This is a genomic window from Methylovirgula ligni (assembly GCF_004135935.1).
GTDB classification, from domain to species: domain Bacteria; phylum Pseudomonadota; class Alphaproteobacteria; order Rhizobiales; family Beijerinckiaceae; genus Methylovirgula; species Methylovirgula ligni.
The window spans coordinates 2876916-2891271 of sequence record NZ_CP025086.1 but is presented as its reverse complement, the minus strand read 5'-3'; the positions used below and the strand labels follow the sequence as shown (position 1 = coordinate 2891271).

Sequence of the window (14356 nt, the reverse complement as noted above, 5' to 3'; positions counted from 1 at the left end):
CTGCGTTCTCCTGTAATTGCCGCTATGGCAGCATGAGGATGATCGGAAGGATTGCGATCGCCTGTCCGGTGAAATCACCGGGCGCTTCCTGGACCTTGCCTTCGGAATAGACGGCATCCACGATGCCGCCGAGCGTCTCTTGGCCAAGGCCGTAAGGCTGCGGCTTTAAAGCCGCATCGATCGCATCCAGGGCGTTGTTGATCGGCGTCTCGGGCAACGAATTCTGGTCGTTGGGATCGATGACGTTGTAGAGGATGGCATAGACAGTCAGGCGCCGCGTGGGCGGCAGGTTGACCGACTTGCGCTCATAATCCTGACCCGCCTGAGCGAGGACAAGGGCGGGGGTGTTTTTCACGTTCCAATAATTGCCGGGGCGCTTGCGGCGCGTCACTTCCTTGAAGCCGGTCAGCTTTTGAAGCTTTTCCAGGAGGGCTTCATAGATTTCTTCGCGCGCGCCTGTCGCGGCCATCAGGTTTCGCTCACAGCATCACCCACCGCGTCGCGGAGGGCATCGGCGATTTGTGCGGCATGTTCCTCGAAGGCCGGCGCGAGCGCCGGATAGGCCGGAATTGTCGCGCCGGGAGAATGCACGGCCCTGGCATAGACGCGGCCGGCATCGCCTTCGAAGGCGAGGACTGTTGCGGACTTCGGCAGGATATCGTGCGCCGGTGTTTGCGCGCCGTCTTCGAGAAGATGCACCAAGGGCGAGCCGGATCGCAGATAGCCGATGACGCTTCCGCTCTTTTCCGACATGCCCCCATGGATGCTTTCCAGATAAGCGCCGGGATTAAGGCCCTGCGTATGGATATGCGCGAGCGCCAGCGCCTGCGCGTCGCTGACCAGCGGTCCGATAAGGGCGGCGACCGCCGCGGCAAGCGAACCCGCCACGGCCGGCGACACCTTCTCGAGGCGCACGAAGATGCGTGAATCATCTATTTCGAGAGTCGGGATCATGGCGCCCCGGTCGCAGCGATATCGATCGCGCCGGCCATGGCGCGAAGCTGGGCATCGGCGGAATCGACGGTCAGAAGCGCATCGCTTCCGGAGACATAGATCTGATCGCTCTTGACGACGGGAAGCGGAAAGCGTTTGGCCTTGAGATCCGCGGCCATCACGATGATCTGCCGCTTGCCCTGGGTGATGCCGCCAATGACCGATGGCCCGAGCCCGTCACGCTGCCCTGCACCGCCGTCATCGGTATAGTCTCGGACGATCGCGGTCACGTCAGCAGAAAATGAGACGGTATTTGGCGCGGCGCCGCTAACGCGTTTGAACGTGACGGAGACACCGGCTTTCTCGATCGCCCGGCGATATGCAGCCTCGGCGGAAGGATTGACGCCAGTCACCGCGCGACGCCGGTGAGATTGAGGAGGGTCGAACCCATGTATTCTCCGACAACGACGACTTTAGCTCGCACGCGATCGCCGAGGATGCCGTTGACGATATCGCCCGCGGTCAAAGTGCCATCGGTCGGGGTGATTGCGGCATTCAGCGCAGCGGTATCGAGGTTGACCGCCAGTGTGCCGGGCGTGGTCGTGAATTGAAGTGCCCAGATATCGATCGGGGTCTGGCCCTGGTCGAGCGATGTCTGAAAATAGACCGTGACGCTTGTGCCGCCGGACCCAGGCTTGAAGGACGCCTGCAACGAGAGCGACTTGAGGCCGTCGAGATCCGAAACCCAGTCGCTAACATACGTCCCCGCCTCCGCAACCGCGAGGGCGCTGCCACCAAATGGAATCTGGAAGGCACCGGGATTGTTCATGGCGACCCCTCAGGCGATGACTGGCACGCGATAGCGATCAAGCCTATCGGCAACGAAAGAAGGCATGTCAGCGGGGCCGCCCGGGCCCGTCCCAAGCCAATAATCCGCCTGGTATATGCCCTCGACATTTTCAGACTTCACTCCGGGGTCGCGCTTGCGGGCGAACCACCTGAACTTCACAAGCTCGACGGTCGCCATACGAACCGGATGCGGCACTTCATCAAATCCGCCGCGATATTGGATAATGAGCGGCCAGCTGGACCAAGACCGCGCGTGGCGCGAAAGCGGATGAAGCCGAATGATCTGGCCTTCTTCCGCATTGACGGTGAAATCGACGCCTTCCGCAAGCGGACGGGCGCTAATGGTTCCGTCGGGCGCCTTGATGCCCTCCTCGACCACCAGCACATAATCGGGGAGCGCATGGCCTGGCACAAGCTCAGCCGCCGGCAGCGTTAAATCCTGCCCGATCGAGATTGGCGACGCATTCTGGAGCGTGCCTTTATTCGGGCTCGTACCGATGTAACAATTCCAGCCGATCGCCCTATCGCCAACATCTTGCACCGGGGACGCGACCTGAAGCAGCTGGCCTGGCCCCACAGCAAGTCCACTCTCGAGCGAAGCCGCCGTCTCACCCGTCGACGTCACATAGGAAATGCGCACGAAGAAGACTGTCGCGACGGGCGCGCTTCCCGCGACGGCCGAGAGCGACGGGCGGCGCGGTGGCGCTATGCCAGCGTGCGAAGTGCCGCAGGCGATCGGCCAACGCGCGAGCTGTAGGGGCAGAAGATCAGCTTCAAATTTGCGCGGAACCGAATCACGAAACGGCCAGAAATGGTCTTGATAGTATTGCGCCCGGAAGATGCGGTTGCAAAATGTCTCCACCGTCTCGGATTCGTTCGTGATCTGTTTTTGGAGCCAACGATCCGCGCGGCGATCGCCAAGGTCGAGTTCTTCGCGAACCTCCTCCAAAGAGCAAAGATCGCGAGACTTCCCGCCGGCGAACTCCGGCGTTGCTGCGCTCAGCACGGTCGTGACGACGTTGGGCGTCATTCGGGCTTATGACCGTGCCGCGAGGGCAACGAAAGGCGATCGCGCGGAACCATCGCTTCCGGTGATCTGCGCGGAGACCAGCGGCCGCGCATCGACGCGCCACGTGATGCGAAACACCGTCTGGTCACTAATGAAGAGCACGTCGGCGCTCATCGCCCAGTCGATCGGCTTTGACGCAACCGCGTACCAGGCCGGGTCGATCAGAAGGATATCGCCGGGCGTGCCGACGATCGGCAAAGCGTCAGTCTCGATCGCGGGTCGCCCTTTGATGCGGGGAACGTCGTCGGGATTGGTACTGCCGGAAAACGGGTAAATGCCCAAGGTTGTGGCGCCATCGGCTTGAGCCGCGGCAGTCTCACTGACGGCCCAAATGGCGCGCTTGCGCGATGCGGCTGGCAATGCCGTCCACATTGCTTCGAGATTGGCGCCCACGATGGTGCCCGCGGATTGCCCGGACTGCTTGGCTACGCTCACAAGCGCCGGCGAATTCAAAATTCCGAGCGGCTTTCCGGCGCCCGTGCCAGCAGCGGAAAGCGAGTACTGCTCGAGCTTATACCGCAGCTCGTCGGAAAACGCGCGCTGAAGAAAATTGCCGAGGTTCTCAGCATCCGCCAGCAGTTCATCGGTGACGACAGCAAAGCCGATAATCTTGTTTGCGGAGAATTCTGTCTGCTTGAGCCGCGGCAGCGATTCAACCTGGGTGTCACCTTCATCCTCGAAATCAGCCACGACGCCGCCCCAGCGATAGCCGTTGGCACGGCTCGTCTCATCGGCGCCCGGCACCTTCGTGGAATTGGCGCCGTCAGGTATGTTCCATTTGAAGAAATACGGGAGGACCGAATTCCGGTCCTCATAGATGGTTCCGAGGATAAAGTCGGCCGCTGCCGTGGGCACAAGAAAGCCGCCGGCGGTGGCGACCGTCTCACCCGCCCCTGTCGGTGCGCGGTTCAAAATCGCGTCGACGCCGAGGCCCTGCTCCGCCCGCAGGAGAGCCAAAGCCCACTCGCCCAACTGCCGGGCGACGGATTTTTCTGTCATGAGACGGGCCTCCGCCGCGCCGGCGCGGGATTATTAGTTGAAGGTCGAGGGCTGAGAAGCGCCCAGCGCTTGGATATTCGCGAGATAGACGAGCTCGGCGCGCGTGATGTTCGCAGCGTTCGAAGCGCCGGTTTCCACGGCAATCGTCTTGAAGCCATTGGCGATATCCAACGCCGCCTCGGGCAGAAGCTCGAAGATGATCAGCTTGTCCTTCAAAGTGGCATCTGTTGTGAAGCTCGCCGCGGGCGTCTGAGCAACGAAGGCGTCCGACGTAGACGTATCGTCAACGAGCCAGATCGGCGAAGCGTTGATCGCCTTTGATCCGGTATCGGACGTATCCTTTGCCTGCAGCGGCGTGATTGTGACCGTCGCCGCGTTGCCCTGGTTGACCTCGACGATGAGATAGGCTTTGACCGCATTGCTCAGATCGGCATAGCGGCTGGTGCGGCCGGCAGCATCGGTGGCAGCCGGCAAAAGGACGGACGGCGGCAGTTGCGCCGGAAGCGAGAATTGGACGCCCATTGGGCTACTCCTCTGGTGAAGTGTGAGATTCCGGCTCGAAAATTGGCCTTACATAAAAAGGGCCGGAGAATCTTCTCCGGCCCTTTCTACTTTGTCAGAGCGCGATCGCCTACGAACGCGTCGCGAGGGCCACAAACGGCGATTTCGTGTTTGTGCCCTTGAAAGGCGTCAGATCCTTCGTCCACATCGGCTTGCCGTCGACGCGATACGTTATGCGGAACACCATTTCGTCGGTCAGGAAGGCGACGTGCATCGACGTCGCGGCCTGGACGCCGCCCTTATCGACGAGCGTGTATTGCGACAGATCGGCCAGGACGATGTCTCCGACGGTGCCCACCGTGGAGCAATATTCAACCGGAATCACCGGGCGCCCATAGAGAGCCGCATAGGGCGCCGCGCTCATGCCGCCCGGTGGCATATAGACCAACGTACCGCCGACGCCGCCCGTGGCCGCGGTGCCTTGCGTCGAGACCGGCTGATTGAGATTGAGGAGTTGAGGTTCGACATCCTGATTGATGAACCAGACCGCGTTTTTGCGAGACCGATTCCACATCCGCGACCACATCTTGTCGATATTGGCCTTGATGACTGTCGCCGCGGTCTGGCTGCTCTCTTCTGCGACAGTAATCAGCGAGGGGTGATTCAGAATGCCCCACGGCATGCCCGATCCAGTACCTTCGAAGATACTGTCTTCGGTCATGAACATCACTTCTTCCGAGAACGCCTGCGAGGCGATCGAATTGAGCGCGTTCTGGTCCTGCAGAAGCTCGTCCGTGGTATACATCAGCGAGAAAAGCTTGTGCAGGTTGAAGTCGATCATGCGGAACTTCGGGCGCGAAGCGGTCGCTTGCGTGCCCTCACCGAGCCAATAGGACCGAACACCGCCCCAGCGGCTGCCGGTCGTGCGAGCCGTTTCGTCGACGCCGGGGATCTTGATGCCGTTGAACTTCTCGCCGATCGGCAGTTTGTTGACGCGGCTCAAGAGCTCGCCCATGTCGTGCGCAAGCATGAAGATCGCCTGCGCGAAATCGACCTGCACCAGGAAGCCGCCGCCCGTGGGATCGACTTCGCCGGCGCCGGTTGGCGCACGCTGCAGGCGGGGGTCGGTATTGGTCTTGTTGACCGCATAATTGTAAGTCGCGATCAATTGCTCGCCGAGGCTACGGAAATGCTTCGATGGATCAATGGAAGTCATTCCTAGGTTGCGGCGGGCGGTCGCAAGCGCACGGTCAAATTTTCTGCTCCAGGCCACACCTTCAGAGGAATGGGCCTGCAAGGGATTCGCGAAGCCGCGATATCCGGCGCGCGACCAGGCGATATCTTCGATATCCTGGGCGGGGACGACAGGCGCGCCGGCCTCCGTAGCTACCGCCGGGCGGGCCGTCGCCGCGGCGCGGTCCAGTGCCTTCTGAGCGCGGTCGATCTCGCCTTCAAGACGATCGGCCTCAGCTTCCGTTTCGGCATAGACCTTCTTGTCGGCAATGACCTCGGGCGTATTCAATTTGTCGACCGCGCGCTGATACGCCTCGCGGAGCTCAAGCAGTGTCATGATGACAACTCCTGGGTTAATTGCGCGTGAGCGCGGTGGTCCACGGCTTGCGCCGAGGCGTTCAGAAAATCAGTGAGATAAAGTTGCCAGTCAGGCCGTCAGAAGCTTCTGCTTTTTCTGGCGAGCCCTGGCTTTGCGGGCGCGCTCATCGACGGCAGAATCGTCATCGGCGTCCGGCTGTTGGTCGCTAGGATCGGCCGTTTTGCGAGCGTCAATGTAACTACGGATCATGCACCGCGTCTGTTCCGCATGATCACACGCGGCTTCCATCGAATCCGACACTGCTTCGCGCGCATCGGCGTCCGAAAGATCGGCGCCGCTGTAGGCGTCCGTCGCGGCGCGGACGAGGCGGCGAGACCGACGTGCGTGATCGTGAATGTCCTCGAGCTCCTGGCCATCGGCTTTGGAAAGGCGACGTCCGGCGCGGTCGCTGAGCTTCGTTATGCGCTTCATCTGCGCGCGCAGTCCTCGGGCCACCGCGTGCTCGACGGTCGCACCATCCTCGTCGTCAATCTCGATCGGTCCAAAGGAAGCGATCAGTTCGCCTACCTCTTCCTCCGTCATCTCGGTCAGCGTCGTGCCAAGCGCGTTGATGACGGCCATCAAATTCGCGGGCCCTGTGCTGTTCACATCGTTTTCGGCGGCCTCTTCCTGGTCGATCCAACTCTTGATCCAGCCGACAGTCGCGAGGATCTCGCAGAGCCACGCGACCTCGTAGAGCCCGCGCTTCGTGATGATGATCTTTGCATCACGATCTCCGGCATCGGAATATTTCGACTTGTAATCGTCGATCACTTCCTGCGCCGACGTCTTGACGTCATCGGGGACGTTGGTTCCGGAGAGGCGCTGGGCCGCCGCGCTGAGGCCGGACTTCACTGCGGTCATGCGGCCATCGACCATCTTGGCGAACGGGAGCTTGTAGGATTCTTTCTTCTTCGGGTTTGCCGAATCGTAGGCGAGAAACGCCTTGCGGGCTTTCGTGGTGTCCGGATCGTCGCCATCAAATCCGCAAGCGGCAAAGACGCTGTCAGCAGCAGCCGGTCCATCCCAATCCGAGGCCTCGTCGATGGGAAGGTTGCGCGACGCGCCGCACTTCCATTCTGCGTCCGTGCTATCCCGACGAATCGTCCGCGCCATCGTAATCACTCCCGTAAGATCGATGCCGCGCGCCCGCGCTGCGGCCAGAGCCGAGGAATCCGCCGGCAGCGGCACCGCGGAAATTTCCCAAAGCTTCACGCGTGTGAAATCGAGGGCACCGGCGGCACGGTTCGGGCCGTTTGCATAGTCCCATTCGATTGGCTCGAAAGAGACGCTTGCGCCACGCTGAAAGCCACCGCGATAGAGTTGGTAGATTGTCTCCGCGAAATCGTGTTCAGCGAATTGAACGCTGCCGCGCAGGGTGCCATCTTTGTCAGCGACGAGCGTCGTCACCTTGCCGATCGCTGGCTGATTGGCGTCATGAGCCCAGAGGAAGACCGGGTTGGTGCGGAACATCGCCAATCCGTCATATCCCCGGCTTTGCCAGGCGCCCGGCAGAATGCGGTGCATGTCGGATGCGACGTTTGACGTCGAGAAAACGAAATCGATCGTCCGGTCGTCGGCCTGCTCCTCAAGCTGAGCTTCGGACAGCGCGAGCCTTTGGAGGATCTTCGGCATCAGTCTTCGTCCCCTCCGACATCATCCTCCGAGGGTCGCCCTGCGCCCTCGGGTGCCGTGCCGCCGACGTCGCTGCCGGCATAGGCGATATTGGTCGGCTTCCAGAGCTTGTCGCCATCCGGCATAGGATTCTTGCCGTCGTCGATTCGCGCCTCGTTCGGAGTCCCGAAGCCGCCAGCGATCATCTTCTGGTAGTTCTGATATCGCGTGGCCTGGTCGGCACGGGTCAGGATCGAATAATCCCAATCGAGGAACATACCCATGCCGGAAATGTTAAACGCAAGGTCGGCCTTGTCGCTGAAGCGCTGCGTGTGGCCGGTCAACGTGAAATTGAGATATTCGGCGGCCTGCTGATCGACAACACCGGCCGCGCTGCGACCTTGGACGATGCCAATCATGTGCGGCGGGATTCTGAAGAGCAGCGCGATGTCTTGCCGCTGATAGTTGCGGCCGTTGATGAAGTCCATGTCGGCAGCCGACATACCGAGCTTATTGAACTTGAGCCCCTGTTCCAGGACTGCGACTTTGCCGGAATTGCTCATGCCCGAATGCAGCGTGCGCCAATCTTTGGCAATGCGTTCCGCAGTACCGGGACCCAAACGCGCATTGGTCGTCAGAATGCCGCCAGGATTGCTATCCGCCTGCATCCAGCGGGATTGCTGCTGCTCCTGCGCTATCGCGAGTCCGACCGCATCCTTGTGCAAAACGATCCGAGAAGAGCCAAGAAGTCCGTTGATGGAAAGCCCGCGGAGATGGAAAACGTCTTCTGCGGGAATCAAGAACGGCTGATCGCGCAACTCGGCCATTTCATGGAGGCCAAGCGGTGTAACGCGGTAAAAGAGCTCGCCGCTCGGTGCTTCCCAGATCGCGACACGATCCGAATTTACTGGAATGAGCTTGTAAGGACGGCCGCCTTTCGTTCGGCAGATGACGGCATAAGCGTTCTCCCGCAGGAGAAGCTGGACCATCATCATCTGGCGAAATTCGAAGCCCGATTGCCAGTCATTCGGCTTACGGAGTAGATCGACGAGCCAATGCTTGGTTACGAGATTGCGGCCGCCGTCGTCGCGCGGCTGGAAAAGCAAGGGTTTAAGCTTGGCGACGTCCTCCGAGAGCATCATCACGCAAGCGTAAAATGTCGTCGCCGAGAGCGCGTTGGTCTGGTTGATAGCCACTCCTGTCGCCGAATGCGACGTGAATTGCGAGCCGGCCCAGAGCTGCTCGTCCTCGCTCCAGTCAACCTGGCGATGAAACTTGCGCAAGAAGCCCATGCATCGTCACTCGCCTGTCTCTGGAGGCGTTTGGCGCCCGGGGAAAGGCGCAACGCCGAAGATCGCCACGCTGATCAAGACGACCCCTGGAACGATCAGAGCCGCTGGACGATAGACTTGCCATAGGCCGCCCGCGAGGATGCCAAGGCCCGTGAGGAGCATAAGTTCGCGGCTTGTATCGTCGAGCCACCGAAACAGACGGCGCAGGCGTGACGGCTTCGAGGAATCGCGCATGGCACAATCAGAAAATGTAAAGGCCGTGATCGGCCGAATAGGCTGACACGGGCTGGGGATTGGCACGCAGCACGCCGGCGGCGTTGAAGAGCGCCATGAGCGGATCAATCTTGGCGGTGCCCGAGGCCTGCTTCGTCACGATGTATCCGTTCTGTGTCACTTGGATTTTGGCGTTGCCGGCGCACCAGGTCATGAGTGGCTGGGCCGCGTGAATCAGTTCGCCATCGGCGAGCTTCGTCTCGACGTCCTTGACAGGGCCAGCCAGCGAGTAACCCTGACGCACACCGAAGATGCGCTCATCACCCTCGATGCCGCGTTCCGCGAGAGCCTTTACAACTCCCGAGGCGCCGGCTGGATCGAAGCCGATGAGGCCGATAAGCCCAGCAGCGTCGATCTGTGCGATCAGATCCGCGCATTCGTCGTAAGCGGTCTTCATCTGTGTGACGAAGGTTAGATCGCCGTCTTTCTCGAAGTCCTCGAGCTGCGAGACGATCGACTTGCGCCGTTCCTTGACGATCTCGTGCGCCCAGGCGTGAGCCCATGAAAGCCAGCGTCCGGTGCCTTTTTCGATGCCGATGCAATTCAGCCCGAGCAAGTCGTCGAGGCCACCGCCATCGACGCCGGGAACGATGAGTTCGCAGTGGGCGATGAGAGTTTCGAGCGAGATGCTGGGATCTTCGTTGAGGTCCCAATATTCGACGCCAGGCCACGAGTCGGACGCCTGCTTCGAGCCGATCTGGATATTCAGATGCTGCGAGGCCCAGCGTGCGACTTCCTGCTTGCCGGCGAATTCCGCTTCGCGCAACCCGCTGGCGAGATCCTCGATCTGCACCGATCGCCGAAGGTTAGGCAGCACACAATGCCAGATCGATTGATCCAGCCAGCGGCTATCGTCTTCCTGAATCGCGGTCGGGAACTCGTAAAGAAACGGCAGCAAATCGCCCTTGATCCGGCCGTCGCGGATGGCGCGGGCGCGGGAGAGCTCGGTTTTGAACACGCCCACGGGGGGCTCATCGCTCTGCGAGGTGATGTAAAGGCAGAAGCTCTCCAGGATCGGTAACATGCCGCCGATGAGCTGGCCTATCACGCGCGCCGCGTTCGGATCTCGCGCGATTAGATGCAGCTCATCGATGAGGATGCCCGCCGGGATAATTCCGTTCGTGACGTTCAAATCGAACGCCCGGATTTTCCAGACTGCGTCCATGAGCAGATCGTCGATCTGCTTGAGATGGTCGCGGGGACGAAACCTTTTCTGCAGGTAACCTTCAGGATCGCTATCAATCATGCCGACCGCCTGCTCATAGGCGATCTCAGCGAGGAGCTTGGTCGGCGCCACATTGATGAAGTCAGCTCGCGGGCGCTTATTCATCAGCAGCCCGGTGAGCATCAAGGCCGCGGAGTTCGTGGTCTTGGATTGCTTCTTCGGAACGAGGCCCAACGCCTTCTTGACGCGGCGGCGGCCGTTTCTGTCGAGGGAGCCAAAGAACGCTCTGATGAAGTCGCGGAACCAATCGCCGCCGACTTCGCCCAGGCTCGGGTTTCCGGTGACGTCCGGAAGGCAAAACTTATTGTAAATCCCGACAGCGCGATCGGCCTCGATCTTATCCAGCGGCAAGCTCGGCAGCAGCGAGCGGCCTTGCTGGAGACGCTCCCACCAGTCGGGACAAGCGAACGACCATTCATCCTCGATCGGCGCCGGAACGTTCAATTCGGTCGTTCCGCCGGAGTAAGAAGGTCATGCCAGCTCGTGCCCTGCGCGCCGGTCGCGGCCTCTGCGATCGCCTGCTCCTTCTTGCCAGGCGTCATCGGCTTGCGCACCGTCGAGGATTGGATCGGCTGCGGCGACGTGTCGACCTTGCGCAGGAATTCTTTGATCGCCGCGGAGTTCGGTGCCGCGTTGGTGCCGACGCCTTTTTGATAGAGCGCGATGACCGCATCTTGACGGCGCAGATCATAGCCGTTGGATATTTCATCCGCGCAATAGAGCTGCAGTGTATCGACCGAAATTCCAAAGCGCCGGGCGATGGAATCCTGTTTGAATCCCGCACAAATGAGGATCGTCACGGTCTCGCGGTCTGCGACGGTTGGTTCCCAGCGCGGACGCCCTTCGGGTCGCTCGCATGACTTCAACTCATTTGGGAAGTAACGCTGCAAAGTTGACTTCGCTATATTTAGCGACTCTGCGATCTTTACTTGAGAAACACCCTCAAGCACCAAGCGTTTGATGACGTCCCGCTGAACGTCCGTCGGCTCAAACTTCTTGAAACGCATGGGACTTGTCCTGAAACTCCAGAAATGCCGGAAAACGGACTCACATCAACAACTTAGCAAGAAAAAAAATCCGCGCGTGCGGTGGATGCCGGTTGCCGTGGGCGAGCCCTGGCAAACGTAAACCCCCTACCCCTTCGGAGCAAAGAGGCGTTCCCACTCTTCAGAGTTGCGACGCGCGCCGCTCGGCAGTTCTTTGAAGCGGTTGTCGTGGTCCCGGCAGAGCGAGGCGAGGTTCGCCATGTCGTCAGTGCCGCCCTTGCGACGGCTGCAGATGTGTTCGCAGACGATGGCGCGCTGCCGGCATCCGGGGACGACGCAAGTCCAGTGATCGCGATCGAAGACAGCTTTTCGCAGTGCCTTCCAGTTTGTCGTCAGGTAATGCGGATCGGCGCGCTTCGCTGGCGTGCGCGCGATCGACGTGTCGGCCGTCTTGATGAGTGGTCGAGCAAGTTTCATGAGAGCGGCGCGAGGCACAAGCCTACTTTGGTGACGATCGCTTGTCGCGTCGTCTGGGTTGCGGGTCGCGATGTCGCGGAAGCGCCGCAGTGGCCGTCACGAACGTCTAGCTGATTCGGCTCCATCACGACAACGGCTCCAAAGCATCGAGCGGCATATCGGTTTGGTTTTCCCGCCCAAAGATGGACATCAGCACTTTCACATGATCGCGCTTCGGCGCCATCACGATCTGCGCCTGATGACCTTGAAATGGTCCTTCGATGACTTTCACCCATTCGCCGACACGAAAGCGCTCGAAGGCAGCCGCCGGCGTGCCCGGCCTCACACGTTTCACCCAGCCGGTTCTATAATCCATAACGAAGCAACGCAGCTCCACCGCTAACATGAGATCGCCAACGATGGTCTCTGGAATAGCGACGGGCACACCAGCGATCCGCACCGTCTCTAGGACGCCTTTACAGCCCTCAATCTCGGCAAAGCTCTGACCCGTCACGCCGACGAAGACGTAATTGCGGTAGAGCGGCACATGGCGCTCTACCTCCTTTTTACGTAGCCGTCGCTTGAATATCCATGTCGGGATGAAGACCTCGCAGCCGATGCGCCGCAGATATTCCTCGGCCAATCGTTCCGCCTGCGGCACACTGTAGATCAGATGCCACGATATTGGCGCCCGTTCGGCGGCAATGATTTCGCGACGGCGCACTTCTGCCAGTGTGGCGCGCTCATAGAGCGCGTAAATGTCAGCGTGCTCGGCGCGATCAATCTGCTTCACCGGCTCTGGTTTCATCTCGTCTTTCCGCCTCAAAGCTGCTGCAGCTAGAATTCGACGCCTTCGTATTCGCGGGCGTCGCTGGGCCCGGCGCGCGCGTTCGGCGGAAAGGCTGTCGGCTTCCAAAGGCCGACGGATTTCGATCCGTCAGGCAGACGCCGCGGAAAAAAGAACAACGGGCGCCCGGTCGCGGCGCGGTGATGCGCGGACCAGGCGTCGCCTTCGAGCGTGCCTGCGACGATCCACACCTGCCCCGACGGTTCGGCGCTGGTTGTTCGCGTCCCGAAGCCTTCCCAGGCGCGATCTCGCAGAAAGGCGCGCGCAGAGCCTCGACCACGGTTCTTGCGCTGGCGAAAAGCGAGAAAGTTTCCAATTCCCCGGATGGCCAGCGATCTGTCCGTCGCCGCGAGCTTGCAGAACGCCCGCCGTGCCGGTTCGCGAGGCTCACCTTCGGTCCAGGGCCACGTTCGCTCGAATTCTTCGAACTCTGGCGCTGGCTCGCTTTCGTCATGGAGGGGGGATTTAGGGGGGTTAGACTCTATAATCGATTCATCTGTGCCCTTGCAGCAGTGCGAGGGCTGCCCTTGCAGGTTGGTAGGGCTAATTGGCGCAGCTTCGTCATTTAGCCCTTGCAGGTTGGTAGGGCTAAATGTTCCGGCTTCGTCGTTTTGCCCTTGCAGATTGCCAAGGCTAACCTCGTCGTCGATATCGCCGTCACCCGTCTCCTCGCCTGACGCGTCTATGTCTTTCGGCCAGCGCAAATTGAGTTCTTTGGCGCGACGGTCGAGATCGGCCTGGGTGACGTCCGGCTGCAGGCGGATTTCGTCGTTGATGCGCCGCCCGCGGCGGTTCGCGTTCACCTTGCCGTTTTCGTCGACATAGCGGGCAATCCGATTGATGATGCCGAGCGCCTCGAGTTCGTGCAGACGACGGCGCGCGCTCGCTTCGGATTGGTCCGTGTCTCTTGCTAAGGTCGCGTTTTTGGCAAAGACACGCATCTCGTCATCGGCATAATTCGCACAGGCCTGCAGGATGGCCTTCCGCGAAACACCGCCCACATAGAGCGCGCCGAACAGGTTTTGTGCTTGGTAGCTCAAAGGCCGCACCCGAGCTCTTGCGCTGCCGCTAGCCCGGCGCGCGTGCAGCGATAGCCAGATCCCGCCGGCTCACCGTCTCGCGTCCACAAGCCCTTGCCGTATTCAGCCAAGCCCCTGCGCGCGAGGAAGCGCACTGTCCGTCGCACGGCGATGCGCGGCATGTCAGCCTCCGCCGCAATTGTTGCGAACGAGACGAAACCGAACTCATCGTCATAGAACCGCGCCAAAGCGCCCAGACATTTGAGCACGGGCCTGCTGAGCTTCGGCGGCGCAGTGACCTTGGTCGCGCTATTCACTTCTTTCCCCGTTTTCCGGCCAGAGACACGACCCGCGCCGCTGGCGCCGCATCAGCATGGTCTTCACAGTTAGCAACCTCCGCGCTCTGGCTCAGCGGCCAGGGCAATTGCGAGACCGCGTGATCGTTGCCGCCGAGGCTCCAAAGCCGCGGCTTGCCGGCGTCGGTATGGGGCTGAATTGTCGTGATCAGCCGGTCGACGACGGCTTCGCGGCGCATGTCGAGATTGAGCTTGGGCCCAATGACGATCTGGCGTTTTAGCCCCTCGCAGAATTTCCGGATCAGCGCCGGCGACGCCGTTTCCGTCGCCTCGGCCAAAGCGGTCAGAACGCGCGCGCCGACGACGAACGGCGCGAGATAGCGCGCGAAAATTCGTTCGCGCTCTT

Annotated in this window: 18 protein-coding genes; all 18 read right to left on the bottom strand. The window is 60.8% G+C overall.

Annotation, left to right across the window (positions count from 1 at the left end; genetic code table 11):
* Nucleotides 1–22: 22 nt before the first annotated feature.
* The 18 genes from CWB41_RS13915 to CWB41_RS16420 all read right to left on the bottom strand — a co-directional run bounded on the left by CWB41_RS13915 (nt 23) and on the right by CWB41_RS16420 (nt 14288).
* A complete protein-coding gene (locus tag CWB41_RS13915; RefSeq protein ID WP_115837781.1) occupies nt 23–469 on the bottom strand; it encodes a hypothetical protein in 447 nt (148 codons plus the stop codon).
* Nucleotides 469–954 (bottom strand): hypothetical protein, encoded by a 486-nt coding sequence (locus CWB41_RS13910; RefSeq protein ID WP_115837783.1) that lies wholly within the window; start codon nt 952–954, stop codon nt 469–471. Before CWB41_RS13910 ends, CWB41_RS13915 begins: the two co-directional genes overlap by 1 nt.
* Complete coding sequence (locus CWB41_RS13905) at nt 951–1346, bottom strand: hypothetical protein (RefSeq protein WP_115837785.1); 396 nt, start codon at nt 1344–1346, stop codon at nt 951–953. The genes CWB41_RS13910 and CWB41_RS13905 overlap by 4 nt, the downstream gene beginning before the upstream one ends.
* The gene (locus CWB41_RS13900) at nt 1343–1762 is read right to left on the bottom strand and encodes a hypothetical protein (RefSeq protein WP_115837787.1); all 420 of its coding nucleotides are present in this window, start codon (nt 1760–1762) and stop codon (nt 1343–1345) included. The genes CWB41_RS13905 and CWB41_RS13900 overlap by 4 nt, the downstream gene beginning before the upstream one ends.
* Before the next feature lie 9 nt (nt 1763–1771).
* A complete protein-coding gene (locus CWB41_RS13895) occupies nt 1772–2812 on the bottom strand; it encodes a hypothetical protein (RefSeq protein WP_115837789.1) in 1041 nt (346 codons plus the stop codon).
* 6 nt (nt 2813–2818) lie between these two features.
* Entirely contained in the window at nt 2819–3850 is a 1032-nt protein-coding gene (locus tag CWB41_RS13890) for a phage major capsid protein (protein ID WP_115837791.1), read from the bottom strand.
* A gap of 33 nt (nt 3851–3883) precedes the next feature.
* Complete coding sequence (locus CWB41_RS13885; protein ID WP_115837793.1) at nt 3884–4372, bottom strand: hypothetical protein; 489 nt, start codon at nt 4370–4372, stop codon at nt 3884–3886.
* Nucleotides 4373–4481: 109 nt separating this feature from the next.
* Nucleotides 4482–5921: a phage major capsid protein gene (locus tag CWB41_RS13880; RefSeq protein ID WP_115837795.1), complete on the bottom strand. Its 1440-nt coding sequence runs from the start codon at nt 5919–5921 to the stop codon at nt 4482–4484.
* A gap of 90 nt (nt 5922–6011) precedes the next feature.
* A complete protein-coding gene (locus CWB41_RS13875) occupies nt 6012–7577 on the bottom strand; it encodes an HK97 family phage prohead protease (RefSeq protein WP_115837797.1) in 1566 nt (521 codons plus the stop codon).
* On the bottom strand, nt 7577–8848 hold the full coding sequence (locus CWB41_RS13870) for a phage portal protein (protein WP_115837799.1): 1272 nt from the start codon (nt 8846–8848) through the stop codon (nt 7577–7579). The genes CWB41_RS13875 and CWB41_RS13870 overlap by 1 nt, the downstream gene beginning before the upstream one ends.
* A 6-nt stretch (nt 8849–8854) precedes the next feature.
* Nucleotides 8855–9082 (bottom strand): hypothetical protein, encoded by a 228-nt coding sequence (locus tag CWB41_RS13865; RefSeq protein WP_115837801.1) that lies wholly within the window; start codon nt 9080–9082, stop codon nt 8855–8857.
* A 7-nt stretch (nt 9083–9089) separates the two neighbouring features.
* Nucleotides 9090–10790 carry a terminase large subunit gene (locus CWB41_RS13860; protein WP_115837803.1) on the bottom strand — a complete coding sequence of 567 codons (1701 nt, stop codon included), beginning with the start codon at nt 10788–10790 and terminating at the stop codon, nt 9090–9092.
* Entirely contained in the window at nt 10787–11353 is a 567-nt protein-coding gene (locus CWB41_RS13855) for a helix-turn-helix domain-containing protein (RefSeq protein ID WP_129396504.1), read from the bottom strand. The genes CWB41_RS13860 and CWB41_RS13855 overlap by 4 nt, the downstream gene beginning before the upstream one ends.
* Before the next feature lie 126 nt (nt 11354–11479).
* A complete protein-coding gene (locus CWB41_RS13850; RefSeq protein WP_115837807.1) occupies nt 11480–11809 on the bottom strand; it encodes an HNH endonuclease in 330 nt (109 codons plus the stop codon).
* 124 nt (nt 11810–11933) lie between these two features.
* Complete coding sequence (gene nusG, locus CWB41_RS13845) at nt 11934–12596, bottom strand: transcription termination/antitermination protein NusG (protein WP_115837809.1); 663 nt, start codon at nt 12594–12596, stop codon at nt 11934–11936.
* Between the two features lie 29 nt (nt 12597–12625).
* Nucleotides 12626–13675, bottom strand: a complete 1050-nt coding sequence (locus tag CWB41_RS13840) for a helix-turn-helix domain-containing protein (protein WP_115837811.1) — start codon at nt 13673–13675, stop codon at nt 12626–12628.
* Nucleotides 13672–13971 carry a hypothetical protein gene (locus tag CWB41_RS13835; protein WP_129396502.1) on the bottom strand — a complete coding sequence of 100 codons (300 nt, stop codon included), beginning with the start codon at nt 13969–13971 and terminating at the stop codon, nt 13672–13674. The genes CWB41_RS13840 and CWB41_RS13835 overlap by 4 nt, the downstream gene beginning before the upstream one ends.
* Nucleotides 13968–14288, bottom strand: a complete 321-nt coding sequence (locus CWB41_RS16420) for a hypothetical protein (RefSeq protein ID WP_245411360.1) — start codon at nt 14286–14288, stop codon at nt 13968–13970. The genes CWB41_RS13835 and CWB41_RS16420 overlap by 4 nt, the downstream gene beginning before the upstream one ends.
* Between the last annotated feature and the right edge of the window lie 68 nt (nt 14289–14356).

Bases quoted from the DNA above. Each gene is read 5' to 3' on its own strand.
- CWB41_RS13915 (WP_115837781.1), bottom strand. From the start codon at position 469: ATGGCCGCGACAGGCGCGCGCGAAGAAATCTATGAAGCCCTCCTGGAA.
- CWB41_RS13910 (WP_115837783.1), bottom strand. From the start codon at position 954: ATGATCCCGACTCTCGAAATAGATGATTCACGCATCTTCGTGCGCCTC.
- CWB41_RS13900 (WP_115837787.1), bottom strand. From the start codon at position 1,762: ATGAACAATCCCGGTGCCTTCCAGATTCCATTTGGTGGCAGCGCCCTC.
- CWB41_RS13895 (WP_115837789.1), bottom strand. From the start codon at position 2,812: ATGACGCCCAACGTCGTCACGACCGTGCTGAGCGCAGCAACGCCGGAG.
- CWB41_RS13890 (WP_115837791.1), bottom strand. From the start codon at position 3,850: ATGACAGAAAAATCCGTCGCCCGGCAGTTGGGCGAGTGGGCTTTGGCT.
- CWB41_RS13885 (WP_115837793.1), bottom strand. From the start codon at position 4,372: ATGGGCGTCCAATTCTCGCTTCCGGCGCAACTGCCGCCGTCCGTCCTT.
- CWB41_RS13880 (WP_115837795.1), bottom strand. From the start codon at position 5,921: ATGACACTGCTTGAGCTCCGCGAGGCGTATCAGCGCGCGGTCGACAAA.
- CWB41_RS13875 (WP_115837797.1), bottom strand. From the start codon at position 7,577: ATGCCGAAGATCCTCCAAAGGCTCGCGCTGTCCGAAGCTCAGCTTGAG.
- CWB41_RS13870 (WP_115837799.1), bottom strand. From the start codon at position 8,848: ATGGGCTTCTTGCGCAAGTTTCATCGCCAGGTTGACTGGAGCGAGGAC.
- CWB41_RS13865 (WP_115837801.1), bottom strand. From the start codon at position 9,082: ATGCGCGATTCCTCGAAGCCGTCACGCCTGCGCCGTCTGTTTCGGTGG.
- CWB41_RS13855 (WP_129396504.1), bottom strand. From the start codon at position 11,353: ATGCGTTTCAAGAAGTTTGAGCCGACGGACGTTCAGCGGGACGTCATC.
- CWB41_RS13850 (WP_115837807.1), bottom strand. From the start codon at position 11,809: ATGAAACTTGCTCGACCACTCATCAAGACGGCCGACACGTCGATCGCG.
- nusG (WP_115837809.1), bottom strand. From the start codon at position 12,596: ATGAAACCAGAGCCGGTGAAGCAGATTGATCGCGCCGAGCACGCTGAC.